This window comes from Caballeronia sp. GAFFF2, assembly GCF_023631485.1.
Classification (GTDB): Bacteria; Pseudomonadota; Gammaproteobacteria; order Burkholderiales; family Burkholderiaceae; genus Caballeronia.
Genome location: NZ_JALQDA010000037.1, coordinates 16,968 through 42,356, shown reverse-complemented (window position 1 = coordinate 42,356; position 25,389 = coordinate 16,968). Strand labels below are relative to the sequence as shown.

The 25,389-nt window shown below is 61.5% G+C and carries 20 protein-coding genes and 1 pseudogene; 11 read left to right on the top strand and 10 right to left on the bottom strand.

Annotation, left to right across the window (positions count from 1 at the left end; genetic code table 11):
• The first annotated feature begins 161 nt into the window (after positions 1 to 161).
• The gene (locus tag NCT04_RS30155) at positions 162 to 1,340 is read left to right on the top strand and encodes a YbfB/YjiJ family MFS transporter (protein ID WP_250469690.1); all 1,179 of its coding nucleotides are present in this window, start codon (positions 162 to 164) and stop codon (positions 1,338 to 1,340) included.
• A 2-nt stretch (positions 1,341 to 1,342) separates the two neighbouring features.
• Here the strand turns inward: NCT04_RS30155 and NCT04_RS30150 are convergent, their stop codons facing one another.
• The gene (locus tag NCT04_RS30150) at positions 1,343 to 2,287 is read right to left on the bottom strand and encodes an oxidoreductase (protein ID WP_250469557.1); all 945 of its coding nucleotides are present in this window, start codon (positions 2,285 to 2,287) and stop codon (positions 1,343 to 1,345) included.
• Positions 2,288 to 2,529: 242 nt separating this feature from the next.
• Here NCT04_RS30150 and argG point away from each other — a divergent pair, with 242 nt between their 5' ends.
• Entirely contained in the window at positions 2,530 to 3,879 is a 1,350-nt protein-coding gene (argG, locus tag NCT04_RS30145) for an argininosuccinate synthase (RefSeq protein WP_250469556.1), read from the top strand.
• Between the two features lie 428 nt (positions 3,880 to 4,307).
• The gene (locus NCT04_RS30140; protein ID WP_244831461.1) at positions 4,308 to 4,742 is read left to right on the top strand and encodes a response regulator; all 435 of its coding nucleotides are present in this window, start codon (positions 4,308 to 4,310) and stop codon (positions 4,740 to 4,742) included.
• A 12-nt stretch (positions 4,743 to 4,754) separates the two neighbouring features.
• On the opposite strand, the gene NCT04_RS30135 is transcribed toward NCT04_RS30140, so the two are convergent.
• Together NCT04_RS30135 and NCT04_RS30130 are read right to left on the bottom strand one after the other, a co-directional pair.
• Positions 4,755 to 5,288 (bottom strand): ureidoglycolate lyase, encoded by a 534-nt coding sequence (locus tag NCT04_RS30135; protein WP_250469555.1) that lies wholly within the window; start codon positions 5,286 to 5,288, stop codon positions 4,755 to 4,757.
• Between the two features lie 14 nt (positions 5,289 to 5,302).
• The gene (locus NCT04_RS30130) at positions 5,303 to 6,265 is read right to left on the bottom strand and encodes a LysR family transcriptional regulator (RefSeq protein ID WP_244831457.1); all 963 of its coding nucleotides are present in this window, start codon (positions 6,263 to 6,265) and stop codon (positions 5,303 to 5,305) included.
• Between the two features lie 162 nt (positions 6,266 to 6,427).
• Between NCT04_RS30130 and NCT04_RS30125 the strand changes: the two genes are divergently transcribed.
• The 3 genes from NCT04_RS30125 to NCT04_RS30115 all read left to right on the top strand — a co-directional run bounded on the left by NCT04_RS30125 (position 6,428) and on the right by NCT04_RS30115 (position 9,738).
• Positions 6,428 to 7,111, top strand: coding sequence for a DUF2848 domain-containing protein (locus tag NCT04_RS30125; RefSeq protein ID WP_250469554.1), 684 nt, complete (start codon positions 6,428 to 6,430; stop codon positions 7,109 to 7,111).
• Between the two features lie 5 nt (positions 7,112 to 7,116).
• Positions 7,117 to 8,466 (top strand): amidase, encoded by a 1,350-nt coding sequence (locus NCT04_RS30120; RefSeq protein ID WP_250469553.1) that lies wholly within the window; start codon positions 7,117 to 7,119, stop codon positions 8,464 to 8,466.
• Between the two features lie 141 nt (positions 8,467 to 8,607).
• The gene (locus NCT04_RS30115; RefSeq protein ID WP_250469689.1) at positions 8,608 to 9,738 is read left to right on the top strand and encodes a branched-chain amino acid ABC transporter substrate-binding protein; all 1,131 of its coding nucleotides are present in this window, start codon (positions 8,608 to 8,610) and stop codon (positions 9,736 to 9,738) included.
• Between the two features lie 28 nt (positions 9,739 to 9,766).
• Here NCT04_RS30115 and NCT04_RS30110 read toward each other — a convergent pair whose 3' ends face one another.
• From NCT04_RS30110 to NCT04_RS30100, 3 genes and pseudogenes are all read right to left on the bottom strand, one after another.
• Complete coding sequence (locus NCT04_RS30110; RefSeq protein ID WP_250469552.1) at positions 9,767 to 9,904, bottom strand: hypothetical protein; 138 nt, start codon at positions 9,902 to 9,904, stop codon at positions 9,767 to 9,769.
• Between the two features lie 121 nt (positions 9,905 to 10,025).
• Complete coding sequence (locus NCT04_RS30105) at positions 10,026 to 11,483, bottom strand: amino acid permease (RefSeq protein WP_244831453.1); 1,458 nt, start codon at positions 11,481 to 11,483, stop codon at positions 10,026 to 10,028.
• Between the two features lie 215 nt (positions 11,484 to 11,698).
• A pseudogene (locus NCT04_RS30100) lies at positions 11,699 to 12,492 on the bottom strand (ABC transporter substrate-binding protein).
• A 324-nt stretch (positions 12,493 to 12,816) separates the two neighbouring features.
• Between NCT04_RS30100 and NCT04_RS30095 the strand changes: the two are divergent.
• On the top strand, positions 12,817 to 13,440 hold the full coding sequence (locus NCT04_RS30095; RefSeq protein WP_250469551.1) for an FMN-dependent NADH-azoreductase: 624 nt from the start codon (positions 12,817 to 12,819) through the stop codon (positions 13,438 to 13,440).
• Positions 13,441 to 13,602: 162 nt separating this feature from the next.
• On the opposite strand, the gene NCT04_RS30090 is transcribed toward NCT04_RS30095, so the two are convergent.
• Positions 13,603 to 15,102: an esterase-like activity of phytase family protein gene (locus NCT04_RS30090; protein WP_250469550.1), complete on the bottom strand. Its 1,500-nt coding sequence runs from the start codon at positions 15,100 to 15,102 to the stop codon at positions 13,603 to 13,605.
• Between the two features lie 275 nt (positions 15,103 to 15,377).
• Between NCT04_RS30090 and NCT04_RS30085 the strand changes: the two genes are divergently transcribed.
• Positions 15,378 to 16,670 (top strand): sugar efflux transporter, encoded by a 1,293-nt coding sequence (locus NCT04_RS30085; protein ID WP_250469549.1) that lies wholly within the window; start codon positions 15,378 to 15,380, stop codon positions 16,668 to 16,670.
• A gap of 11 nt (positions 16,671 to 16,681) precedes the next feature.
• Here NCT04_RS30085 and NCT04_RS30080 read toward each other — a convergent pair whose 3' ends face one another.
• Positions 16,682 to 17,308 (bottom strand): dihydrofolate reductase family protein, encoded by a 627-nt coding sequence (locus NCT04_RS30080; RefSeq protein ID WP_250469548.1) that lies wholly within the window; start codon positions 17,306 to 17,308, stop codon positions 16,682 to 16,684.
• Positions 17,309 to 17,480: 172 nt separating this feature from the next.
• Here NCT04_RS30080 and NCT04_RS30075 point away from each other — a divergent pair, with 172 nt between their 5' ends.
• A complete protein-coding gene (locus NCT04_RS30075; protein WP_244831447.1) occupies positions 17,481 to 17,927 on the top strand; it encodes an SRPBCC family protein in 447 nt (148 codons plus the stop codon).
• Positions 17,928 to 17,989: 62 nt separating this feature from the next.
• A complete protein-coding gene (locus tag NCT04_RS30070; protein WP_250469547.1) occupies positions 17,990 to 19,819 on the top strand; it encodes an ABC transporter transmembrane domain-containing protein in 1,830 nt (609 codons plus the stop codon).
• A gap of 234 nt (positions 19,820 to 20,053) precedes the next feature.
• Here NCT04_RS30070 and dld read toward each other — a convergent pair whose 3' ends face one another.
• Positions 20,054 to 21,793, bottom strand: a complete 1,740-nt coding sequence (gene dld / locus NCT04_RS30065) for a D-lactate dehydrogenase (RefSeq protein ID WP_250469546.1) — start codon at positions 21,791 to 21,793, stop codon at positions 20,054 to 20,056.
• 878 nt (positions 21,794 to 22,671) lie between these two features.
• Between dld and NCT04_RS30060 the strand changes: the two genes are divergently transcribed.
• Positions 22,672 to 24,348: an ABC-F family ATP-binding cassette domain-containing protein gene (locus tag NCT04_RS30060; RefSeq protein WP_244831443.1), complete on the top strand. Its 1,677-nt coding sequence runs from the start codon at positions 22,672 to 22,674 to the stop codon at positions 24,346 to 24,348.
• A gap of 2 nt (positions 24,349 to 24,350) precedes the next feature.
• On the opposite strand, the gene argC is transcribed toward NCT04_RS30060, so the two are convergent.
• The gene (argC, locus tag NCT04_RS30055; RefSeq protein WP_250469545.1) at positions 24,351 to 25,289 is read right to left on the bottom strand and encodes an N-acetyl-gamma-glutamyl-phosphate reductase; all 939 of its coding nucleotides are present in this window, start codon (positions 25,287 to 25,289) and stop codon (positions 24,351 to 24,353) included.
• Between the last annotated feature and the right edge of the window lie 100 nt (positions 25,290 to 25,389).

Genomic DNA, 25,389 nt, shown 5'->3' with positions numbered 1-25,389 from the left:
CATATGCGGCGCCTTTCGCATTGGCGGGAACGCTGTGATAACGTCACGCAAAACGCGCCAAGGAAACGAGAGTGACGTCGCAGATAAAACGAGCGGTAGACCGGCAATCGAGGCACGAGTCTTCGTCCACGGAAGAACACTTCGAACACGGGCGCGCGCTCATGCTGGCCGTTGCGTTGTCCCTGGGAAGCGCGATCGCGCTGGGGCTGGCCCGCTTTTCCTACGCGCTGTTGTTGCCCGCGATGAAGCTCGACCTCGGCTGGAGCTTCGCGCAAGCAGGCGCGATGAACACCGCCAATGCATTCGGCTACTTGCTCGGCGCGCTGGCTTTTCCACGCATGTCCCGCCGATGGCCGCCTTCCGCATTGCTTCTCGCAGGCTGCGCTTCAACGACGTTGTTAATGGCCGCAAGCGGCCTCGCGTTCTCGACCTGGCTGCTGCTGTTCCTGCGCGTTGCCACCGGCTGCGGCAGCGCGCTCATCTTCATCAGCGGCGGCGTGCTGGCGGCGCGGCTTGCATCGCTTTCCACGCGCGGGGCCGGGCTCTTGCTCGGCTTGTACTACGGAGGCACGGGCTGGGGCATCCTTGCGTCGGCGGTGCTCGTGCCTTTCACGGTGGCGCCGCGTCTGCATGGATGGCAATACGCGTGGTTCGCGCTCGCCGCAGTCTGCGCGCTCTGTTCAGCCGGGGCGATCGTGGCGGCGCGCAAGATCGAATCGAATCATGCGAGAGTTGCGCGCGGTGCCGAAGCGAATGCGGCGCCTCCGAGCGCAACGGTGGCAGTGTCGCGCATGTGGCTCGTGCTTGCGGGATACACGCTCTTCGGCGTTGGATACATCGGCTACATGACGTTCATCGTCGCGCTGCTTCGCAACGCCTCGATGAGCGCGACTGTCATCACGAGCTTCTATGTCTTGCTCGGCGCCGCCACCGTGGTTTCGGCGCGTCTGTGGTCCGGGCTGCTCGACCGCATGCGCGGCGGCCAGGCGCTTGCGGTGCTCAACGCGCTATTGGGTATCGCCACGCTCGTGCCCGCGCTCTTCATGCATCCCGTGGCGGCTTTCGCTTCGGGTCTCTTATTCGGCGCAACTTTCTTGTCCGCGGTCGCGGCAACGACAGCGTTCGTGCGGCACAACTTGCCGGCCGATCAGTGGGCGAGGGGAATCAGCGCGTTCACCATCGTGTTCGCGCTCGGGCAGATCGTCGGCCCTATTGTGATCGGATGGGTATCGGACGGCGCGGGGCTCGAACGAGGCATGCTCTACTCGGCGATGCTGCTCGTCCTCGGTGCAATTCTCGCTGCAAGTCAGAAGCCGTTGCAAAGCGCGATGGCGCGATAACCTCACTCGAACGCCTTCGCCGTCAACGCCTCGCATACTTCCCACAGGCGTTTGGCCGCGTCTTTATCGAGTGCCTGCGATGCAACCTTCGCCGGTCCCACGGTGTCGCCGCGTGCTTCGAATAACCCGAGCGGGCCGTAGTAACCGCCATCGACGACATCGGGCGCGGTCGCTGCATACAGCGTTGGCAGCGCGCCGCTCAGATCGCTGTTCAATAACGCGCCGATAAACCCGCTCAACACGGTGCGCGCCGCCCGGCTCACAGCCGACCGATCGTCGCGAAACAGGTTCGTTTTGGCTACGCCCGGATGCGCGGCCACCGACATCACGCGCGATCCCGCCGCACGCAAATGACGGTCGAGTTCGAACGCGAACATGAGGTTGGCGAGCTTGGACTGGCGGTACGACGACATCGGCGAATAGTGACGCGTTGCCTGGAGATCGTCGAAATCGAGCCGTCCCGTCTTGTGCGCGATGGATGCAATCGTGACGATGCGCGGGCGCTCGGACGCGCTTTCCGCCGCCATTTCGATTGCGGGCAGGAGCAGGCCGGTCAGCGCGAAGTGCCCGAGCACGTTGGTGCCGAACTGAAGCTCGAAGCCATCGGCGGTTTCGGCGCGGCGCGGCGGCGCCATGACGCCCGCATTGTTGACGAGGATGTCGAGCGGCTTACGTAAAGCGAGCTGACGGTCGGCGAAAGCGCGCACCGAGGAAAGATCCGCGAGTTCGAGTTGTTCGAGTTGCACGCGCGCGTCGGGCACTTCCCGTTGCAGCCGCGCGAGCGCTTGTGCGCCGCGCTGCGGATTGCGGCATGCGAGTACCACTTCGGCGCCGTGCCGGGCCAGCACGGCGGCGGTGTGATAGCCGATGCCGCTATTCGCGCCGGTGACGATGACCCGGCGGCCCGTCTGCGACGAGATGTCATCGATACTCCAGGGTTTGCTCATGTGCGTGCGGGTTTCAGTGCGAACAGAGGTCACTATGCCATGTGCGGTGCACGGCGCGCGGCAAAGAGGCCCGAGCGATCGCCGCATCGGACGCCAATTTTCGGCGATTCGACAACGGCGGGCTAATCGCCGACAATCGCTACTTCGCTTTTTCGCTGTCCAGATCGGGCCCCGCTGCGGGCGTGGGCCCCCGCGTCAGGTAATATGTCGGCGCTTGTCCAGGTAATCCAGGTAACCCTCAAATGACCACGATTCTCGAAAGCCTCCCCGTTCAGCAACGCGTCGGAATTGCATTTTCCGGCGGTTTGGATACCAGCGCCGCGTTGCACTGGATGCGTCTCAAAGGCGCAGTTCCGTTTGCATACACGGCCAATCTGGGCCAGCCCGACGAGGACGACTACGAGGAAATCCCGCGCCGCGCCATGCAATACGGCGCGGAAAACGCCCGCCTGATCGACTGCCGCGCGCAGCTCGTCGCCGAGGGCATCGCGGCGCTGCAATCCGGTGCGTTCCATATTTCCACCGCGGGCGTGACCTACTTCAATACGACGCCGCTCGGCCGCGCCGTGACGGGCACCATGCTCGTCGCCGCGATGAAGCAGGACGGCGTGAATATCTGGGGCGACGGCAGCACGTATAAAGGCAACGACATCGAGCGCTTTTATCGTTATGGGCTGCTGGTGAATCCGGATCTGAAGATCTACAAGCCGTGGCTCGACCAGACCTTCATCGACGAACTGGGCGGCCGCGCGGAGATGTCCGAATTCATGCGCAAGGCAGGGTTCGACTACAAGATGTCGGCGGAAAAAGCTTATTCGACCGATTCGAACCTGCTCGGCGCAACGCACGAAGCCAAGGATCTGGAAAGCCTCGAAAGCGGCATGCAGATCGTCAAGCCGATCATGGGCGTGGCGTTCTGGCGTGACGACGTGCAGATCGCGCGCGAGACCGTCACCGTGCGTTTCGACGAAGGTGTGCCCACCGCGCTCAACGGCGTGGAATTCGGCGATCAAGTCGCGCTGCTGCTGGAGGCAAACCGAATCGGCGGGCGTCACGGGCTCGGCATGAGCGATCAGATCGAAAACCGCATCATCGAGGCTAAGAGCCGTGGCATTTACGAGGCGCCCGGACTTGCGCTGTTGCAGATCGCGTATGAGCGGCTCGTGACGGGTATCCATAACGAAGACACGATCGAGCAGTATCGCGAAAGCGGCCGCCGGCTCGGACGCCTGCTTTATCAAGGCCGCTGGTTCGATTCGCAGGCCATCATGCTGCGTGAAGCCGCGCAGCGCTGGGTGGCGCGCGCCGTGACGGGTGAAGTGACCATCGAGCTTCGCCGCGGCAACGACTACTCGATCATGAGCACGAAGTCGCCGAATCTGACGTATCAACCGGAACGCCTGTCCATGGAAAAGGTGCAGTCGACGTTCTCGCCGCGCGACCGGATCGGCCAGTTGACCATGCGTAACCTGGATATCGACGACACGCGCGAGAAACTTCGCGTGTATGCGCAAGTCGGCCTTCTGACGCCGGGCGATACCTCGGCTCTTCCGCAACTGGATGAGCCATCGAAGGCGGGTTCCAAGGAGTAACGCGTAAGAACGCGCGGGAGCCAGGTAAGAATCTGGCTCCCGCTTTTTTTTTGGTTTGGTGTTCGACACCGCGCGTATCTGCGATCAGCCGCGCGAATTAAAGCATCCGCATGCATTCGAGCGCCAGTAAAAACCTCCAGCCGTAAAATCCCGTTTCGAAAAAATCGATTTTACGGGTCAGCGTGCCATGCGGTTTTCTTATGAAGACGTGCTTTCTCGCCAAGTCTTTAGATAAATCAAAACATGCACTATTCGCGTGATTTTCGGTTCCGGCGCGCGCAATCGGAAAGTGGGCTTCGAATAACGGGAAGAGTTACCCGCGAAATGAAACTTCCGAATCATTCCGCTTAAATCCATAATCGCAAACAAATAGACAATGAGCGAGGCGTTCGTCATTATCGGAGAGATTCTCACGCCGGAGCGCATGCATGATCCGATCGCAGGAAAACGCCATCGCCGGGCGGCTCTCGACCAGGAAGGTGCATACCAGTGCGCAAAAGGCGCGAGTATTGGTTGTCGATGACAATCAACACGGCGCGTGCGCCACGAGTGCGCTTCTCGACGCCGACGGTTTCCACGTAAGAACCGCTTTCAGCGGCGTGGAGGCAATCGAGATATTGCAAGATTGGATGCCGCACGTCATTTTGCTCGATATCAATATGCCCGAATTCGACGGATTCGCGGTTGCGTCCGTGATTCGGAGTATCGGCGCGACTAGCGATCTGGGCATCATCGCAATGACCGGTTACGACGAAGCGGAATTACGCCTGCGCGGATCGCTCGATGCATTCGACGGCTACTTCAGACGCGGAGACAGTGAGCTCAACCTTGTTGCGCTTCTTGAAGACATCGTCGAAGAGTGAGTGCAGCGACTGCTAATCGGCGCGATCAGACAGTTCGTACAGCGGTATTTGCGCAATGCTCGATTCAACCAGACTTTTGCCCTGAATCAGATGGGCCGTTAAATCGCGCGTGGTGGACGGGCGTGTCAACATCAGGCACGTCACTTCCGGCTGTTCCACTCTCGTCGCGTGCCACGTGCGCGGATGCATGCACAGTCCGGTGCCCGGCGCAATCTCGAACGCGCGCAGCGTTGCCGGATCGGGCAACCCTTCGGCATTCGATGTAGCAACGATCTGAACAATCGGCCCGGTCAGCGGCACGATAGCCTGTTGCGTCAGAAGATGCGCTTCGAGTCGCGCCACCGTCGCGGGCTGCTTGCGATAGATCACCCAGAGAATCTCCGCAGGCTGATCGTCACCGGGCGCGAAGAGATGCGTGCGCCAGTAGTCGGACGCGGGGCTCAGGTAGGTGGCGGGATCGTCGGAGAGCGCGGGCGTGCCGAGCATCACGCCGTAGGGCGCGCAGGCGAGTGGATCGAGCGGTTCGATATCAAGGACGTTCGGCATAAGTCTCTAAGTGTTCAGGGCGAGGTACGGGCAAAGCCGGCGGCAATATCGTCAGCGGTTTCCGGCACGAGCGCGAAGCGCGGTCCGTGCTTCAGGCTGTAATCGAGCATGATCGCGCGTGCAAGCCGGGCGATAGACTCAGGCAACAGGCTGTCCGCGCTGCGCCGATACGACACGACGAGCGGCAGGCCAGGCACGTGGTGCGCGACACGCAGCGTCTGCAATTGCCCGCTTTCGATTTCGCGCATCACGAAGGCGGCAGGCACGGCTGCAATGCCAAAGCCATCGACGACGAGCCGGCTGATCGCCGCAGCGGACGAAAGACAATTGATCTGCACCTGGTTCTCGCCGGCCGCCGCGAACAGATCGACGAGAAAGGCGTGCGGCTGCGAGTGCCGCGCGAAGCTCACGATCTGAAACGCGGCAAGCTCGCTCTCCGAGAGCGTCTCGTCGGACAAGCCCAGCGCCGGGCTTGCGACCCAGCACATGGGCAAGCTGCCAAGCAATGCGTTGCCGACATCGGCACCGTTGATCGGCGTGCTCAGCAACGCGGCATCCAAATGACCGTGCGCAACTTGAGCCGACAAATTCGCGGATGTGTCGCTCGTCAATTCGAGCGTGAGGCGCGGGTACTCTTCGCGCACCCGCTTGAGCAATTCGGGCAGCCATGTGTGCACGACCGATTCGATTGCGCCGAGCCGCAACATGCCCGCGATGTTGCGCCGGTCGCCCACGCTCTCGACCATCGCGCGGTTGATCTGCACGATCTGTTCGGCGAAGGCGAGCGCCTTGGTGCCGTCCTGAGTCAGCGTGACCTCACGCGGACCGCGCTCGAAGAGCTTCACGCCGAGTTCGAGTTCGAGCGCTGAAATGCGGCTCGAAATCGCGGCTTGCGTGGCGTGCATGCGCTCGGCGGTCAGCCGGAAGCTACGCAAGCGCGCGAGCCAGACGAAGGTCTCGAGAAAGCGGACGTTCATGGTGGATGCCAGGGCGAGTCGTATCGGACGGCCCAGTGTAGCGCCGCAATAAGCGTCGAACGACAAGAAATTCTCCGCACTTGCCTCAAGTTTTATTTGTTGGACACGGCACGCGCTCGACGCGAACACTGTGGGCGTCGTCATCCTTATCTCGAAGCTCACATGTCAGCCATTTCATTCGTCATCGAAGATGGACCGCGATTCGCGTTCAGTCCCGCACGGCTCATCATCGCCGGCTGGGCGGGGCGCGACAGCGCTGAAGTCGAGCACCATATCGCCGAACTTGCCGCGCTGGGCGTAAAGCGCCCGGCCACGACGCCATGCTTCTACGAAGTCGCGGCGTCGCTGCTGACCGTGGACGAACGGATCGATGTCGTCGGCGGCAATTCTTCGGGCGAGGTGGAGGCCGTGCTCGTGTCGGACGCGAGCCATGGTCTGCTGGTCGGCGTCGGCTCGGACCATACGGACCGCAAGGCAGAAAGCTACGACGTGGCCGTTTCCAAGCAGATGTGCGCGAAGCCGCTCGGCGCGACGCTCTGGCGCTACGACGATGTCGCTGCCCATTGGGACCAGTTGATTGCGCGAAGCTGGCGTATCGATCCGCATGGCGAGCGCGTGCTCTATCAGGAAGGCTCGCTTGCACGATTGCTGCCGCCGGCCATTCTGTTGACCGGGCTCGGGCACACGCGTTCGTTACCTTCCGGCACGGTGCTTTATTGCGGCACGCAAGCACTGCTCGGCGCACTGCTGCCCGCGTGGAGCTTCGAGATCGAACTGCACGATCCGGTCTTGCGGCGCACGCTGGTTCATCGTTATGGCGTGAATGCGCTCGCGCACGTGGAGTGACGGCCATGCCGACCATCAGCACCATTCAGCACGCGCTCGCAACGGGGCAAGCCACGGCGTCGAGTCTCGTCGACGCCTCGTTCGAAGCGATCCAGCGCGATACCCACGTAGACCCGAGCACCTATGTGAGCGTGGATCGCGAGTCGTCGCACGCGGCCGCCATGACGAGCGATGCCTTGCGTCTGCGCGACTACGTACCGTCGTCGCTCGCGGGCGTTCCCGTCTCCATCAAGGACCTGTTCGATGTGAAGGGCGAAGTCACCGCCGCCGGCTCGCGCGTGCTGCAAGGCGCTGAACCGGCCACGCGCGATAGCGTCGCGGTCTCGCGTCTGCGCGATGCGGGCGCGGTCTTCGTCGGCCGGACCAACATGAGCGAGTTCGCGTATTCGGGGCTCGGGCTGAATCCGCATCACGGCACGCCGCGCAATCCGCATGATGCGCGTCGGGTGGCGGGCGGATCGAGTTCGGGCGCGGCGGTCTCCGTTGCGCGCTCACACGTGGCGTGGGCGCTCGGCACGGATACGGGCGGCTCCTTGCGCATTCCGGCGGCATTCTGCGGCCTCACGGCGTTCAAGCCGACCGCGCGGCGCGTGCCGCTCGACGGCGTATTGCCGCTCGCAAGCGCGTTCGATTCGGTCGGCGCGATTGCGAACAGCGTCGATTGCTGCGCGGCGGCCGACGCCATTCTGTCCGCCGAGACGCCCGATACCACGGCGCGCCCGCTCGATACGCTGCGCTTGTGCGTGACCTATGCCGATGTCGTCGATGACGCAGAGGATGCCGTGCGCGCGGCGTTCGAGCGCGCCCTCGATGCATTGCGAACGGCGGGCGCGACTATCGAGTCAATCGACTTCCCGGAGCTGCGCGACGTGCTCGAACATGCGCCTCAACCGGGCATCACGGCATCGCAGGCGTGGGCGTGGCATCGGCATCTCGTGGCTCGGGAGGGGCATCGGTACGACCCGCGCGTGCTCGCGCGCCTGCGTCGGGGAGAGCGTTTTCTGGCGGCGGATTACATCGATCTAATGGCCGCGCGCGAGCGTTTCATTCGCGGCGCACGACGACGGCTCGCGCCCTTCGATGCATGGCTCATGCCGACCGTCGCCATCGTTGCACCGTTTCGGGAAGCGCTCGAACATGACGACGAACACTTCTTCGCGGTCAATGCGAAGACCCTGCGCAATCCAGGCATCGTCAATTTGCTCGATGGCTGCGCGCTCACATTGCCGTGTCATCGCGAGGGCGAATTGCCGGTGGGAATGTCGATTGTCGGTCCCGCATTCGCCGATGCAGCCGTTCTCGCAATCGGTCGCGGCGTCGAGGCGCGCTTCAGGCAAATGCGCTCGAACGCTTAACGAATTCTTATCGCGGGCGACAGGAATTACTCGTTGGACAACGTATATCGGCCACCGAATACTGCGTTCACCTTGTTGCTAACCCCTTGTTGCCAACCCGATATCCACGATCAAAGAGGTCCAACCATGAAACCACGCGCTATGTATCCGTTGTCCGCGACGCTTGCTGTCTGTGCATCGTTCGCTCCGCTTGCCGCGCATGCCGCCGATGCGGTCGTGCTGATCGGTCATGCCGCGCCGTTGACCGGCCAGCTCGCCAACATCGGCAAGGACAGCGAGAATGCGGCGCGCTTGGCTGTCGATGAAATCAACGCGCGGCATCTCGTCATCGGCGGCAAGAACGTAACGCTGCAACTCGATTCGCAAGACGACGCGGCCGACCCGCGCACCGGGACGCAGATCGCGCAGAAGCTGGTCGATGATGGCGTGGTCGCGGTAGTCGGCGACATCAACTCGGGCGTGTCGATTCCGGCATCGCGTATCTATAGCGAAGCGGGCGTCGTGCAGGTCACGCCCGCATCCACCAATCCAGCTTATACGCAGCAGGGCTACAAGACGGCGTTTCGTCTCGTGGCGACGGATGCCATGCAAGGTCCCGCGCTCGCACGCTTTGCCACCAACACGCTGAAAGCACGGCGCGTGGCCGTGATCGACGACTCGACCGCTTACGGGCAAGGGCTTGCCGAACAATTCTCGAAGGCGGTGTCATCGGGCGGCGGCGCTATCGTGACGCACGAAGCGACCAGCGACAAAGCCACCGATTTTCGCGCGATCCTGACCAAGGTTAAAGGTCTGAAGCCGGACGTCATCATGTACGGCGGGTCGGATGCAACGGCTGGTCCGCTCGTCAAGCAGGCGGCCAATCTGGGCATCAACGCGCGCGTATTGGCAGGCGATGGCGCATGCACGGACAAGATGAGTTCGCTTGCGGGCGATGCCATCGTCAATCTGGTTTGCTCCGAAGCGGGCTTGCCGCTTGCACGCATGCCGCGTGGCGCGGAATTCGAAAAGCGCTATGTGGAACGCTTCAAGACGCCGATCAACGCGTATGCGCCGTTCGCGTATGACTCGGTATATGTGATTGTCGATGCAATGAAACGCGCGAACTCCACCGACCGCGCGAAGATTCTGGCCGCGATGCCCGCAACTCGCTATGACGGCGTGACGGGCAATATCGCCTTCGATCCGCGTGGCGATCTGACCACTGCGGCGATCACCGTGTATCAGTTCAAGGACGCCAAGAAGATCGTCGCGGACGTCATTCACAACTGACCGTCTGCATCACGCGGCCTTGGAAAAACTAACGTTTCTCCGCGTCCGTCTTCCTGAAAACATCGACGCTATCCGTATGCGAAGCCGCGAACGCCCTGACCAGCATCAAGCCGACGACACCGAGTATGACCGCGACCGAGGACAACTCATATAAAGACACGCTCATGAGAAATGCTCCTGGGATGATTGACATCCCAGTCTAAGCCGGCCCGGTGTCGTCGCAAAACGAGCATATTTCACGTGCATGTGAGAAATATTGAGATACCGCGCGACGCGCCCTCAAGCGTTCATTGCCGTTCCGGGAAACGCAGTTTCGAATGTTTCCGGCCATACGACACATAGATCACCATGCCGATGACGAGCCAAACCACGAGCCGAACCCACGTGACGAGCGGCAAGCCGGACATTAGCAGGAGGCAAAAGAGGATGCCCAGAATCGGGACGATGGGCACGCCCGGAACCCTGAACGGGCGATTGGCGCCGGAATCGCTGCGCCGCAGATAGATCACCGCGCCGCACACGAGAATGAACGCGAACAAGGTGCCGATACTGACCATCTCGCCAAGCACGCTGATGGGCGTGAGCGCCGCGACGATCGCCACGATCGAACCAATGAGAATCTGGCTCAAATGCGGCGTCTTGAGCCGCGGATGCACCCGCGCAAAAAGCCCCGGAAGCAGGCCGTCGGTCGACATCGTGAAGAAGATGCGGCTTTGTCCGTAGAGCAGCACGAGAATCACCGTGGTCAAACCCGTCAGCGCGCCGATCTTGATGAGAATGGAGAACCAGTTCATGCCGATGGCATCCACGCCCTTCGCGATGGGATCGGGCACGTTGAGTTCGCCGTAAGGCACGAGCCCGGTGAGCACGCCCGCAACGAGGATGTAAAGCACCGTGCAGATGACGAGCGATCCGAGAATGCCGATAGGCATGTCGCGCTGCGGTTTCTTCGCTTCTTGCGCGGCAGTGGAGACGGCATCGAAACCGATGAACGCGAAGAACACCACGGCGGAGCCGCGCAAGATGCCGCTCATGCCGAAGTTGCCGAATTCGCCCGTGTTCGGCGGAATGAACGGATGCCAGTTCGCCGGCTTCACGAAGAAGATGCCGAGCGCGATGAAGGCCACCACGACGACCAGCTTGACCGCCACCATGATGTTGTTGAGCCGTGCGGATTCCTTCGTACCGAGCACGAGCAGCGTGGTCAGCACGCCGATGATGAACACCGCCGGCAAATTGATGACGCCCGTCACGGTGCTTCCGTCGGCGAGCTTGATGACGGTGCCGGGTGCGGCCGCGAGCGCAGGCGGAATCGTGACGCCCACGTTATGCAAGAGGCTCACGATATAGCCCGACCAGCCGACCGCCACCGTCGCCGCGCCCATCGCATATTCGAGGATCAGATCCCAGCCGATGATCCACGCGAAAATCTCGCCGAGCGTGGCATACGTGTAGGTATAACTACTGCCGCATACAGGCAGCATGGCCGCCAGTTCCGAATAGCACAGACCCACGAACGCGCATGCAATGCCGCCCAAAACGAACGACAGCATGATGCTCGGCCCCGCGAATTGCGCGGCGGCGGTGCCCGTCAGCACGAAGATGCCAGCGCCGATGATCGCGCCGATACCCATTGCCGTAATGCTCGTGGCGCCAAGGGTTTTCGATAGGTGACTGCCTTCCGCGTCCGCGCTTCCCACGATATCGGCGACGGATTTGCGCGCCATGTAACTCGTATCGGCCATGATGAGTCGTCCCGTTCAAATGATGTTGGGCACGGACCGACTCGGCATGCTTCGGCTCGCGGAGGACTACAAACGCGCCTGCTGAGGAGTTGATGGGTTAATCGGTGGATAGGCGATGAATTCAGTGTAGACCGAAAATAATAAAGTCGACCAATGGATTTCCCGCGCCCGCCGCGCGCAAGGCCCGGCGTTCGCGGATTGCCACGAGCGATGGATTACTTCGGAGAGACGTCGATATCGCCGAGATATTTCCTTGCCAGCGTCTTGACCGTGCCGTTCGCCTGCAGTTGGCGATAGCCTTGTTCAGGCGCTCCTTCAACGCGCCGTCGTCCTTGCGCACACCGAACGCAATGCCGCTGCCGAGGATCGCGTCGTCGTTCACCGGGCCGCCCGCGAAGGCGTAGCCCGCGCCATCCGGTTTCGACAGGAAGCCGGATTGCCCGGCGGCGGAAAGCACCAGCGTGCCGTCGATACGGCCGGACTTGAGGTCCGTATAGATCTGGTTCTGGTCCTGATAGGTCGTGACGGTCACGCCGTTATTGGCCCACTTCGCCTTTGCGTAAGTCTCTTGAGTGGATCCCTGCAACACGCCGATGTTCTTGCCTTTGAGCGATTCAGGTGTCGGCATGAGGCCGATGCCCGCTTTCGCCACGAGTTGCGTCGGCACCTTGTAGATGATGTTGGTGAAGTCGATGATCTGTCGACGCTTCTCCGTGACGTTCATCGCCGAATTGATGACGTCGAATTTGCGCGCCTGCAACGCGGGGATGATTCCGTCGAACGAACTCTCGGTCCATTCGCATTTCATCTTGAGTTCGGCGCAGACCGCATTGCCGATATCGACGTCGAGACCCTGCAGTTCGCCCGATGCCGACTTGAACTCGAACGGCGCATACTGCGCTTCCAGCCCGTAGTGAACCGTTCCGGCCGCCGATGCGGCGCCGGCACCGAGCGTCGCGGCGAGCAGGACAGCAGCCTTGAAAGAGGCGATCGACGTTACATTCCTCATTGCTTGATCTCTTAAAGGGGTTGAGGTTCGCTTCGCCGGATTTAAGCATAGGAAACGCATGGACAAACCGGCGCGGCAGCACTCGATTTAAGCAGGAAAACAATCTGGAAAAGTATTAATGCGGGTCGGGTTGCGGCTTGCCGGTAGGACGGCCTTCACGCTTACGTTCTGCATTTGCGCTACCCGATCCGGTCGATCGGACGGAAAACGCCCGTCTGAAACGGCATCGTTTTTGCTGCGCCGTTGGCTTTTAATCGTTGCCCGTGCGTCCCGACGCACAAGCCCAGGCGCGCGGCTCGTTCCAACTTACCTTCGCGAGAACTTATGCATCTTCTTCATGTGATTGGTTCGCCCCGTGCCGGGCGTTCCGCTTCGCAGCAAGTGGCCCGGGCGTTCACCGATGCATGGAAGGAGCGCCATCCAGATGGAAGCGTCGATGAACTGAACGTATGGGAAACCGATCTGCCCACGTTCGATGGCCCGATACTCGAAGCAAAATACGCGGGCATCCAGGGCCGTGAGCTCGATACCGCGCAGGCGTCCGCGTGGCGGACCGTGCACGCGCTCGCCGAACGGTTCACGAAGGCCGACGTGATCGTCTTCAGCGTGCCGATGTGGAATTTCGGCATTCCGTATCGCCTGAAGCATCTGATCGATGTCATCTCGCAGAAGGACGTGCTCTTTACTTTCGACGAGAACGGCTTGAACGGCCTGCTCGGCGGAAAGACGGTCGTGACCATCGCCGCGCGCGGTGTTCAGCTTGGAGGGGACTTCCCGCCGGAGGAATACGATTTCCAGTCGGACTATTTGAAGATGTGGTCGCGCATGGTCGGCATTACCGATGTGCGCGTCGTCACTGTCGAGAAGACCCTGGCGGGTCCCGAGCAGGACCATGCATCGCGCAATGAAGCGAGCGAGAAGGCACGGGAGCTTGCCCTGAGCCTGTGAGCGCTAAGACGCGGCGCTTGAATACGCGGCAGAAATGAGCCGAACGGCACGTTTGCGCGACACGAGCGAAAAAGCGTTTCACTTCAACGCGATACGTCTTTCGCGAGCGAGTTATCCACGATCTTGTCCACTGAAACTGTGGACAAGATCGTGCGACTTCGATCAGTCGCCGTGACCGCGGCCATGACCGTCGTGATCGTGCTCGTCGTGCTCGTGATCGTCGTGATCGTCCCGGCATGCGCGATCGTCGCGGCCACCCGCTCCGGGCAAGCGCTGCGCCACATATCCCGGCAGATCCGCCGAATCCATGGCAAATACGAAGAACCGGTTCGGATTGTCGATCCCGTTCGGGTGATTGGTATCCGTGACCGTTCCCACAAAGTCGTTGTCGTTAGCGATGAAGAGCGTGTGCCTGACCGCGCCCTTCACGCGGATATCCGGCCCGAACGCGAGGCTTTCGAGCTTGGCGGGAATGTCCGTCGGCGCGAAGCCATAGGCCGTCAAGGCCGCGACGACATCGAGGAAGAGCGTCTTGTTCAACGCGTAGGGCGCGAGGCCGCTCGCGCCGCTTGCCTGGCTCACGTCCTGCGCGCCGTTCAAATCGACGTGGTACACACGTTTGAACGCGGCCTTCGAATCGTCGCCGAGACCTTTGCCGTCGCGTTCGTCGAGCAGCAATTCATGCTCGTTCACGGCGACGATGTCGCTGATGGTGGGATAGTTCGGCTTCGCGTCCGTGCCGATGTTGGTCAACGGATATGCAAACTGCGTGGTCTTGCCGGTACGCACGTCGATGCGCAGGATTCGCGTGTATGGGCCGTTCGTGCCGCCGTCCTGAATCAGCGGGCTTTGCATCACGCCGAAGAGCGTATCGCCATCGGGTGAAATGGCGAGACCTTCCATGCCCTTGTTCGCCACGCGGCCCGAGGTGTTCTCGCTGATCTCATCGTTGCCGATGGACGATAGCGTCGTCACGGCGAACGAGGCCGGCACACGATACACGGCGATCCGCTCGCCCGTGCGACGATCGAAACGATAGATATACGGACCGTACTCATCGGAGATGAAGACGCTCGCGCCATCGCGCGCCACGCGAATGCTTTCCGGGTCCAGACGCGCATCGCGCGGATACGTGGACGGCTGCGTCGGCGTGAAGTTGTCCGAGCGCCCGGTGAAATAGTGCGTGTGATTGGTGGCGTTCAGCGCAGGCGCGCCATTGCCGACGCCGGCCGCCGCGCCATCGCCATAGACGAGCGGCTCATGGCTGTGCAGCAAGGTCGTGTCGAGCAGCTTCGGGCTCAGCGAATACGGCAGCTTGCTGCCCTTGCCGCCGGCTTCGAGACGCAACGAGAAGGTCTGGAAGCGATTGATGTAGGACGCCGTATCGTCGATAGCCTTGTTATAGGAGATCGCGTTCGGGCCGCGGTCGGGCACGGCGAGGAAGGTATCGCATCCCGCATACGCGAGTCCCGAGCCGACGCCGCCGAGAAGGTTGCCCGGCGCGCCGTTTTCGAGCGGCGCGGCCGTCGCTTTCGAACGGTCGCCGATGTTGCCGCTCAACTGACCGATCGCGACGAGATCGACGCTCGCCCACGCGGACGTGCAGGCGATGGACATCGCGGATACGGCAAGCGACAAGGCAAAGACACGGGCTCGAACCATGAACGTCTCCTTCGATGGAATGATCTGAATGGCGCGCGTCGTAAATGGAAACTCCTAACGCGCGCGAAAAGAGTGCGGATAGCTGGCGACCGGCGCGCAGCTTGCAACGACATAAAAACCCGCCGCGCATTATTACGATCGAAAGATGACGTTCGTGTGACTGTCGAGCAGGCGAGGCGAATGTTCGCGAAGGGTTCGGGATACGCTTGTCGCGCGAGCGGCGCATAATTCGCGGTGGCCTTTGTGTGTCGCGACACCGTTCGATCAGAGACGAAATGAATACTCGCTTTATCAGTCTTGCACGTATCCCGTTTTTCTTGCCGCTAGCCGGCGCCATCTTGATGCTCGGCGTTGCGCTCTCTTTCACCGCGCCGTACTTGTCGCTGTTCAGCGTCGAGCAGGCCGACATGACGCCGCTGCAACTCGGCGTCTTCATGACGGTCATCGCGGCAAGCGGCGTGGTCGCCAGCGCGTTGGCAGGCAAGTGGTCGGACAAGCATGGGCATCATCGAGAGTTGCTGCTTGGTGCGCTGATCGCATCGGCAATCGGCTTCTTGCTGATGTGCTTCCTGCGCAACTTCGTCTCGCTCGTCGTGGTCGGCATCGCGTTTCTCGGGGCCGGTGGCTCGGCCATGTCGCTGGTGTTCTCGTTCGCGCGCTCGGCATTGCCCGTCGATGACGCAGCGGAGCGCTCGTTCGCGCTCGCCACGCTGCGCACCGTGCTTTCCATGGCCTGGGTATTCGGGCCGTCCGTTGGCGCGCTCGTATTGGCAGGCGCGGGCTTTTACGGACTCTTTTTGTTTGCGGCGGCGTGCTTCGCGGCGTGCGGGGCCATCGTCTGGCGGATGCATGACTCCCCCAAGGGCGACCCGCACAGCGCCCCCGCGCATTACGCGGGCGATCCATCGTCATTGCTCGAAGTCACGACGCCTGAGACCGAGGAAGTGATCGCGCCGCATGAAGGCGCGCCGCACACGCGCGCCGAGATCTGGCGCGCGACCATTGCGCTCACGCTTATCGGACTCGCCGCGAGTGCCACGATGATCGTTCTGCCGCTCTACGTCGTGCATGGCATGCATGGCTCGCGTATCGACGTGTCCGTCATGCTCGGACTCGGCGCGTTGCTCGAAATCCCGATGATGCTCGTACTCGGCGCGCGTGGCTCGCGCCTTAACAAGCAGCGCTGGCTCGCCTCGTGCGCGGCCGTGCATGTGGTGTACTTCATCGCGGTCGCCGCTTCGCAAAGCGTTCAGTTCCTGATTCCGATGCAGGCGTTCAATGCGTTCGTGGTCTCGGTGACGTCGTGTCTCGGCATGACCTATATTCAGGACCTGATGCCGCGCACGCCAGGCGCCGCGACGGCGCTCTTCTTCAATGCGTCGCGCGTGGGTTCCATTCTCTCGGGCGTGCTGTCCGGCGTGCTCGTGGCCGCGCTTGGTTATCCCGGCACGTTCCTTATTTGCGGATGCCTGACACTCGGCGCGCTCGTGCTTTTCTCCAATCCACCGTTCAAGCTGATCGCATTGCGGATGATTGCGTGGGTGAGAGCGCGGCGGCAAGCGGCCTAGCGTCTGTCGTGTCATTCCGCTTTGTCGAACGATCCCGTGCGGACCTCGCCATCGCGCACATAGCGCGTGACCAGCACGCCGCCTGGCGTGCTCACCGATCGCGTTAGCGTGAACGCAGACGGCAGCGCGTCGTCGGCGAACAAACGCTTGCCGCGTCCCAGCAAGACGGGATAAGTCAGTAGACGAAGCTCGTCCACGAGGCCCGCCGCGAGCAACTGGCGCACCATGTCGCCGCTACCGAACGTCAACAGATCGGCGCCCTCCTGATGCAAGAGCGCGCGGGTTGCATCGGCTAGATCGCCTTCGAGCGCTTGGCTGTTGTGCCAGCCGAGCGATTCCGCGCGATGCGTCGTTACGTGCTTGGGCACTTTGTCGAACAGGTCGGCCATCGCGCGATTGGGCGAATGGGCCGGAACGTGTGGCCAGTACGACGCGAAAATGTCGTAAGTGCAGCGGCCTAGCAGCAAGTCGAACGGCCGCGAGAGCAGATCCTGCAAGTTGTCGCCGATGGCTTTATCGGCAAAAGGCACGATCCAGCCGCCGAAGCGAAACCCGCCGCTGCGATCTTCTTCTGGGCCGCCAGGCGCCTGAATGACGCCATCCATGCTGATGAACGTGGAAACGATGAGCTTGCGCATGATGTCCTCTTGGTAGGCAGACGCGATCGGTCCGTATAGAGACGACGAACGATTCGCGGATGAATCGACACGGCGCTCGTTCAGGGGTTATCCCTGATCCCGAAGCTGTCGAATTCAGCGACGATGCATCGTCGTAGCAGTGTGTCCAACTTCTCGAAGCGAGGCGAATGTCATGGCTACCGGAACCGTCAATCTTCACCGCGTCTTGCGCGCGCCGCCCGAACGCATCTACCGCGCATTCCTGGAACCCCATGCCATCGCAAGGTGGCTTCCGCCGTACGGATTAATTTGTCAGGTCCATCACATGGATGCGCGGGAGGGCGGCACTCACAAGATGTCGTTTCACAACTTCCGCACGGGCCAGAGCCAGTCCTTCGGCGGCGAGTACCTCGAACTGAAACCGTTCGAAAAGATCCGCTACTCGGACCGTTTCGACGATGCCAACCTTCCCGGCGAAATGCGCGTCACCGTTTCGTTGCGGCAGGTGTCGTGCGGGACCGAAGTTACCATCGTGCAAGAAGGCATACCCGAGGTCATTCCAGCGGAGTTGTGCTATCTCGGCTGGCAAGAGTCGCTGCTGCAACTGGCGCACTTGGTCGAGCCCGAGATCTCCGGCTGAACTCGCGGAACTGGCGGGACTGGCACAATCGAGTGGATCTCAGCTCCCGCTCGGGAATTTACATGTCCGACCCTGTCAGGTCTTCGTCGTCTTCATCGTCTGCGCGTTCTTCCTCCGGTGTCGCACAGCTCTTCGCTTTGTCTCCGTTCCTGCGTCCGTATGCCGGACGCTGGGCGCTCGCTTTCCTTGCGCTGGTGACATCGGCGGGCGCGACGCTGGTGTTGCCGGTCGCGTTCAAATACCTCATCGATCGTGGCTTCGCCGAGGGCGACCGGACGCATATCGATCGATATTTTCTGGCGCTCCTGGTCGTCTCGCTCGTGCTGGCGGCCGCGACGGCGCTGCGCTTCTATCTCGTCTCCTCGCTTGGGGAGCGCGTAACGGCCGATTTGCGTCGAGCCGTGTACGACCACATGCTGCGGATGAGCCCGCAGTTCTTCGAAACCACGCAGACCGGCGAAGTGCTGTCGCGACTCACCGCCGACACCACGCTGATTCAAACGGTGGTGGGTACGAGCCTGTCGCTCGGGCTGCGCAATTTCTTCCTTCTGACCGGCGGCGTGGCGATGCTCGCGGTCACGAGCCCGATGCTATCCGCGTACATCATCGCGACGCTCGTCATCGTGGTCGCGCCTGTCGTGATCTTCGGGCGGCGCGTGCGGAAACTCTCGCGCGCGAGCCAGGACAAGATCGCGAACACGAGCGCGCTGGCAGGCGAGGTACTCAACGCGATGCCGACCGTGCAGTCGTACACGCAAGAGCCTTTCGAGACGAAACGATATGCCGGCGCGGTGGAAGCCGCTTTCGAGACCGCGCTCACGCGCATTCGCGCTCGCGCCTGGTTGACGGCCGTGGTGATCGTGCTGGTGTTCAGCGCAATCGTCTTCGTGCTGTGGCTAGGCGCGCAGGCAGTGCTCGCCGGTCGCATGACGGCGGGCCAGTTGTCCCAGTTCATTCTCTACGCAGTGTTCACGGCGGGCGCCGTGGGCGCGGTCGCCGAGGTATGGGGCGATCTGCAACGCGCCGCGGGCGCCACCGAACGCTTGCTGCAATTGCTCGCCGCACGCTCGCCGGTCGTGGAGGCCGAGAGCACGGTCACGCTGCCCGCGCGAGGCGAGGGCATCCGCTTCGAGAATATCGGGTTCTCGTATCCGTCGCGGCCGGGTATTGCCGCGCTTTCGGGGCTTTCGCTGCAGGTTCGTCCGGGCGAGCATGTCGCGTTGGTCGGGCCATCCGGCGCGGGAAAATCCACGCTGTTTCAACTGCTGCTGCGTTTCTACGATCCTCAGTCAGGCCGCATTCTGATCAACGGCGTGCCGACGCGCGATGTGCCGCTCGTCGAATTGCGCAAGGAGATTGGCGTGGTGCTGCAGGAATCGGTGATCTTTTCTGGCAGCGTGATCGACAACATCCGCTACGGCTCGTCGGACGCCACGCTCGCGCAAGTGCAGCGCGCCGCCGACATGGCCGCCGCGGCCGGGTTTATCGAGGAACTGCCGGAAGGCTACGACACGTTTCTCGGCGAACGCGGCGTGCGATTGTCAGGCGGTCAGCGCCAGCGTATTGCGATTGCCCGCGCGATTTTGAAGAACCCGCCCATCCTGCTGCTCGATGAAGCCACCAGTGCCCTCGATGCCGCCAGCGAACGGCTCGTGCAAAAGGCGCTGGACAACGCGGCGCACAACCGCACGACGCTCGTCATTGCGCATCGGCTCGCGACGGTTCAGCAGGCCGATCGCATCGTCGTGCTGGAACAGGGGCGTATTGTCGCGCAGGGTCGTCATGCGGAGCTGCTCTTGAGTTCGCCGCTTTATGCGCAGTTGGCTGCGTTGCAGTTCGGGGATCAGATGGGGGTTGCCGGGATTGCTCGTGGGCATGAGGCTTCGGCTTGAGCTTCGCATGACAGCCGTCGCTTGCTACGCGCACACGCAGTGAAACGGCTCCCGCTACAGCGCTGCAACTTGGCGCATGACGGCATCGGACGGTCGATGTGGCAACCCGGTCGCTCTATCGGCCAAAGCATCGTGGCCAACGAAGCGTCCCAACGGCCGACGAACAAGCAGTCGTCGTTTGGCCGAGCGACGACATCGAAAAGATCATGCCGAACACGCCGGATGCAATGACGCTTACTGCTCTCTTTGTAGCACCTCGTGATCCGACTCGCATGCGCACTCGTAGGCCGATGATCGTCCCCAGTTGAAGAGCCGCGAGGTCTTGCCGATGCCTGGATTGAAGGCATTGGTCGGGTCCAGTTCTTCGTAGAACCGTGCAAGAGACGCTTTCGCTTCGTACAGGTGACCGACGTTGTGTTCGGCGGGATACTCGGCACCCCGCGCGGCGAGCAGAGCGAGGATGTCGTCCTTGATCCGGTCGCAATCGACACCTTTCTTCACCAGGTATTCCTGGTGCAGAACGTGGCAGAAGAAGTGGCCGCAATACATCGTGAATTCGATGTCTTTCGAAATATGCGCTGGCAACCGTTCGAACCAGTCGGTCGTGTTCCGTGGAAGTGCAACGTCGAGCGCGACGATGTCCTCCACGGTTCGCGAATGGACTGCCCGATAGCGCACCATGGCGCCTCCAATCGCGAAGCGGTTGAGGAAAGCCGCCTTGCCTTCCTCGGGCGTGCATTCGAAATAGCCACCCTGTTGCGACGGAAAACGCGACTCGAGGTAGGTTCGCGCTTCGTGCACCCCGTCGTTGCCCATCTTCAGCAACAGATGATGCTCGAACCGGTCGCGATACTCGATGAGCCGGCGCGGCAGATGCTCGGGCAAAAGCCGGCTCGCCGCCTGCAACAGCCGATCGCTGATGCCGTTACCAAGACGCGCTTTCTCGGTGAACCCGTCGAACCTGCTCTTCGCCGCGAATGCATGCGGCACCTTATCCGTACCGAACGCACGAATGTACATGTACATGTCCTTGCCGTAGCGACGGGCGATATCGAACGCTCCGCGGTGCATGTACTCACCGGCGATCGGTAGACTACGGAAGCCACTTAGTATGTCGCGGCGTATGGTTTCCAGCTCGGCGGCGTCGTTGCTGCCGATATAGAACACCTGGGTTTGTTCGTCCGCCGCAAAGGTGTCGAGCCGCAGAGCGAAAACCGCAAGGTGTCCGGCCGAGCCCGATGCTTCATAGAGCCGGCGCGGGTCGGCATTGAAGCGCGCGGGCGTGGACGCATCGATGTCGCGCACATGGGTGCTGTACTCGTTATCCGAAGCGAGCAGCCCTGCGGCTGCCGGAATATCGTCCGGCAATTCGCCCGCGTCCAGACGGCCGAGTATGACTTCGGCGGAGTCGCCCAGATCGATTCCCAGATGATTGACGAGCTTCAGCTCGCCGTCCGCCGTGACGCGCGCGTGGATCGACAATTGGGTGAATGCGGGTCCTCGGCGAATCAGCGAGCCGCCCGAATTGTTGCAGATGCCGCCCGTCACCGAAGCGCCGATGCAGCTTGAGCCGATCACCGAATGGGGTTCGCGGCCGAGCGGCTGCAGTCGCTTTTCAAGCTGATCGAGCGTCACGCCCGGCTGGCAGATGACCTGCTCGCCGTTTCGAATCACGTCCAGCCGCCGCAATCGCATGGTGTTGAGCACGACGACCGGGCGGTCGTAGCCGCCGTCCGCAGGCGTCGATCCGCCCGTCAACCCGGTGTTCGCCGCCTGACAGATGACGATAGTCCCTGCACGATGACAGGCCTGAAGCGCCCGCCACATTTCGACCAGCGTGCCGGGCTGAATGGCCGCCAACACCTGGCCGCTGCCATAGCGATAACCCTGCCGGAAGCGGCGCGTTTCAGTGGCGCCCGTGAAGACGAACTGGCTGCCGACGATGTCGCCAAGCGACTGAATGAGTTCATGCATGGTTGAGGACTTTGGACCCTGGGGCGGTCATGATGAGTTTGAGAATCGAACGGTGAAACTTTACGCGATTCATCCGGAAATGACATGGCCGGACACGTCGAGATCGAAACCGGACGGCTCGCTTTACGTCGTTCCAGGGTTTTAACGAGTAGGTCGGACTATGCGATGTACTTTGGCATCGACGGTGGGCAGTTTTCGCATCTGGAAAATGCAGGCCGCTTGTCGCCGGTACACGACAATCGAGGCAGCCGCGCGGCGCACCAATTAAATTGCGCCTCTCAAAACTTGAAGGCGAAAAAAAACCCGCGAAAATCGCGGGTAATAGCACTGATGGGCCGTCTCGGCTCTCTACCAGTGAACCGCACCGAACGACGAGCCAGCATTTCCTGCTCTTCTCGATCAGTCGTTATCGGCCCTCGGGTTCAAACGAAGATTATCCAGATCAACTTGCGAGAAGGTCGCATTTACACCACACGGTTTGGATATTTTAACTATATAGGTAGTATATTCCGACTAAGCCACTTTTCTTGGAGCGATTAGCCAGAGATCGCGAGTGATTTGCTTGAGCGTCAGTGTAGAAGTGGGGAATTCGTGGCGCTCAACCGTAAAAAAAGCCCATACGTGTTATTAACGAGCGCCCGCAATGCAAATTTCTTTAAGGCATGATGCGAACGGACGTGTTGAATTACCCGCACGTCAGGCCATATTTTCAATGGCTTGCACCTTTGGCGTGAATGACGAGCGCTAATGGGGATATTTCGCGAAAATCGTGACATCGATTGGATATTGCGCGCGATCCCACACTCTCATGTTCATAAAAAAGCAGGCTTGGCGCGCTCGGTCGGCTATCATGCCTATCCTCTTCGAAGTAGCTCTCTATGATTTCCGTCCGTAATGTCACGCTGCGCCGTGGCGTCAATGTCGTACTCGACTCCGCGTCCGTCACCTTCACCCCCGGCGAAAAGATCGGCCTCGTAGGGCGCAATGGCGCCGGCAAGTCGTCCTTCTTCGGCCTTCTCAATGGCACGCTGCACGAGGACAGTGGCGAGTTTTCGATTCCCGCTGCCTGGAAGATGGGCCAGGTCGCGCAGGAGATGCCGGAGACCGAGCAGAGCGCGACCGACTTCGTAATTGAAGGAGACACCGTGTTGCTGGCCGCGCAGATCGAAGTCGCCGCCGCGGAGACCGACGACGATGGCATGCGCATGGCGCACGCCTACATGGCCCTTCACGACGCCGGTGCGCACGATGCCCCCGCGCGTGCCCAAGCGCTGATCCTGGGGCTCGGTTTCAGTGCTGCGCAACTTAGCCAGCCGGTGAATAGTTTTTCCGGCGGCTGGCGCATGCGGCTGCAACTGGCGCGCGCGCTCATGTGTCCGTCCGACTTGCTGTTGCTCGACGAACCGACCAATCACCTGGACCTCGACGCGCTGGTCTGGCTGGAGGCGTGGCTCAAGCGTTATCAGGGAACCTTGGTCGTGATCAGCCACGATCGCGAATTCCTCGATGCGGTCACGCAGGTAACGGTCCACGTCGATAACGCCAAGCTCGTGCGTTATGGCGGCAACTACAGCAAGTTCGAAGACATGCGCGCCGAGCAGATGGCGTTGCAGCAGGCCTCGATGGCCAAGCAGGCGGACAAGATCGCCCACCTGCAGAAGTTCATCGACCGATTCAAGGCAACGGCTTCGAAAGCGAAGCAGGCGCAGAGCCGGGTCAAGGCGCTCGAACGCATGGAGAAGATCGCGCCCGTGCTCGCCGACGCAGAGTTCAACTTCGAGTTCAAGGAGCCACTCAACGTCCCGAACCCGTTGTTGTCGATGCTGGACGCGACCTTCGGCTACCCGGCGCCGAGCGATGCCGAGCCCGGCACGCCGCCGACGGTCATCGTGCGAGGCATCAACCGGTCGGTGCTGGCCGGACAGCGCATTGGTATTCTCGGTGCCAACGGCCAGGGTAAGTCCACGCTGGTGAAGACGGTGGCGCACGAACTCGCGCCGATTGCGGGCGAAATCAGCGAAGGCAAGGGCCTGAACATCGGCTACTTTGCGCAGCAAGAACTCGACGTGCTGCGTCCTCTCGACACGCCGCTGGAACACATGATCCGCCTTGCCAAGGACACGCCCGCGAACATGCGTGCGCCCGGCCAAAGTGGCACCGAACAATCGCTTCGCACGTTCCTCGGCACTTTCAACTTCAGTGGCGACATGGTTCATCAGGCAGTCGGCACGATGAGCGGCGGCGAAAAGGCGCGGCTCGTGCTGTGCATGATCGTATGGCAGCGCCCTAACCTGCTGCTGCTCGACGAGCCTACGAACCACCTCGACCTGGCCACACGCGAAGCGCTAGGCATGGCACTCAATGAATTCGAAGGCACGGTGATGTTGGTCAGTCACGACCGGTCCCTGCTGCGCGCGGTATGCGACGAGTTCTGGCTCGTGACCAAGGGCGGCGTCGAACCCTTCGACGGCGATCTGGACGATTACCAGCAGTTCCTGCGCGACGAAGCACGTCGCATGCGCGAGGCCGCTGGAGAGCAAAAGGTCATCGCCTGAGTTCACCCTTGGCATTGCCGCGTAAGCATCAGGTTCAGGTTCTGGACCGCAGCGCCGGACGCGCCTTTGCCAAGGTTGTCGAACACCGCGGACAGCAGAACCTGCCCGTGTTCCACGTTGGAAAATACGCTCAGGTGCATGTCGTTCGTACCGTTCAGCGCCTGAGGATCGAGATGCCGCAAAACGCTCGATTCATGCGGCGGCAAGACATGCACGTGGGCCGCGTCCCCATAGTGGCGCGCGAGGCAAGCGTGTAACGTGGCGCCATCCACGTCGGATGCGAGCAGCCGCAACTCCAACGGCACCGTCAGCACAATGCCCTGGCGAAACGCACCATACGCAGGCACGAAAATCGGGCGCTGCGCGAGTCCGGCATGCGCCTGGATTTCCGGCGTGTGCTTGTGCGCGAGCTCCAGACCATATACCTGGAATGAAGGCGCGTTAACGGCATCTTTACCTTCGTGTTCCTCCACGCCGGCACGACCGCGTCCGGAATAGCCGGATACCGCATGAATGCTGACAGGATAGCCGCCGGGTATGAGTCCGGCCTGCAACAGCGGACGCAGCAAGCCAATTGCCCCTGTCGGATAGCAGCCGGGATTGGTGACGCGACGGGCGCTTGCAATGCGATCGGCTTGTCCTGCCGTCATCTCCGGAAAGCCGTATGTCCAGCCCGGCTGTATGCGGTGGGCCGAACTCGCGTCGATGACTCTGACGGCAGGATTGACGATAGCGTCCACTGCCTCGCGTGCGGCGGCATCGGGCAAACAAAGAATTGCAATGTCGCAGGCGTTGATGGCTTCCGCGCGACGGCGTGCGTCTTTGCGTTCTTCGGCGGCAAGCGTGAACAGCGTGATGTCGGTCCGATCACGCAGCCGTTCGTGGATTTGCAATCCGGTGGTGCCTTGGTCGCCATCGATGAAAACAATGGGGGCGCTCATACGCGGGATACTCCGAGTGGTGGTAACGAGCAGAACGAGCGCCTATGTTCATCTAATCGTTAGAATAAGAAAATTCGAATTTCATGACTCGAACATTCAA

What these genes read in the sequence shown, in the direction of transcription:
- NCT04_RS30120 (WP_250469553.1), top strand. Translation starts at nt 7,117, where the DNA reads ATGCCGACCATCAGCACCATTCAGCACGCGCTCGCAACGGGGCAAGCC.
- NCT04_RS30105 (WP_244831453.1), bottom strand. Translation starts at nt 11,483, where the DNA reads ATGGCCGATACGAGTTACATGGCGCGCAAATCCGTCGCCGATATCGTG.
- NCT04_RS30070 (WP_250469547.1), top strand. Translation starts at nt 17,990, where the DNA reads ATGTCCGACCCTGTCAGGTCTTCGTCGTCTTCATCGTCTGCGCGTTCT.
- NCT04_RS30095 (WP_250469551.1), top strand. Translation starts at nt 12,817, where the DNA reads ATGCATCTTCTTCATGTGATTGGTTCGCCCCGTGCCGGGCGTTCCGCT.
- NCT04_RS30125 (WP_250469554.1), top strand. Translation starts at nt 6,428, where the DNA reads ATGTCAGCCATTTCATTCGTCATCGAAGATGGACCGCGATTCGCGTTC.
- NCT04_RS30090 (WP_250469550.1), bottom strand. Translation starts at nt 15,102, where the DNA reads ATGGTTCGAGCCCGTGTCTTTGCCTTGTCGCTTGCCGTATCCGCGATG.
- NCT04_RS30075 (WP_244831447.1), top strand. Translation starts at nt 17,481, where the DNA reads ATGGCTACCGGAACCGTCAATCTTCACCGCGTCTTGCGCGCGCCGCCC.
- NCT04_RS30110 (WP_250469552.1), bottom strand. Translation starts at nt 9,904, where the DNA reads ATGAGCGTGTCTTTATATGAGTTGTCCTCGGTCGCGGTCATACTCGGT.
- NCT04_RS30155 (WP_250469690.1), top strand. Translation starts at nt 162, where the DNA reads ATGCTGGCCGTTGCGTTGTCCCTGGGAAGCGCGATCGCGCTGGGGCTG.
- NCT04_RS30140 (WP_244831461.1), top strand. Translation starts at nt 4,308, where the DNA reads ATGATCCGATCGCAGGAAAACGCCATCGCCGGGCGGCTCTCGACCAGG.
- NCT04_RS30060 (WP_244831443.1), top strand. Translation starts at nt 22,672, where the DNA reads ATGATTTCCGTCCGTAATGTCACGCTGCGCCGTGGCGTCAATGTCGTA.
- NCT04_RS30130 (WP_244831457.1), bottom strand. Translation starts at nt 6,265, where the DNA reads ATGAACGTCCGCTTTCTCGAGACCTTCGTCTGGCTCGCGCGCTTGCGT.
- NCT04_RS30085 (WP_250469549.1), top strand. Translation starts at nt 15,378, where the DNA reads ATGAATACTCGCTTTATCAGTCTTGCACGTATCCCGTTTTTCTTGCCG.
- argG (WP_250469556.1), top strand. Translation starts at nt 2,530, where the DNA reads ATGACCACGATTCTCGAAAGCCTCCCCGTTCAGCAACGCGTCGGAATT.
- argC (WP_250469545.1), bottom strand. Translation starts at nt 25,289, where the DNA reads ATGAGCGCCCCCATTGTTTTCATCGATGGCGACCAAGGCACCACCGGA.
- NCT04_RS30135 (WP_250469555.1), bottom strand. Translation starts at nt 5,288, where the DNA reads ATGCCGAACGTCCTTGATATCGAACCGCTCGATCCACTCGCCTGCGCG.
- NCT04_RS30150 (WP_250469557.1), bottom strand. Translation starts at nt 2,287, where the DNA reads ATGAGCAAACCCTGGAGTATCGATGACATCTCGTCGCAGACGGGCCGC.
- NCT04_RS30080 (WP_250469548.1), bottom strand. Translation starts at nt 17,308, where the DNA reads ATGCGCAAGCTCATCGTTTCCACGTTCATCAGCATGGATGGCGTCATT.
- NCT04_RS30115 (WP_250469689.1), top strand. Translation starts at nt 8,608, where the DNA reads ATGTATCCGTTGTCCGCGACGCTTGCTGTCTGTGCATCGTTCGCTCCG.
- dld (WP_250469546.1), bottom strand. Translation starts at nt 21,793, where the DNA reads ATGCATGAACTCATTCAGTCGCTTGGCGACATCGTCGGCAGCCAGTTC.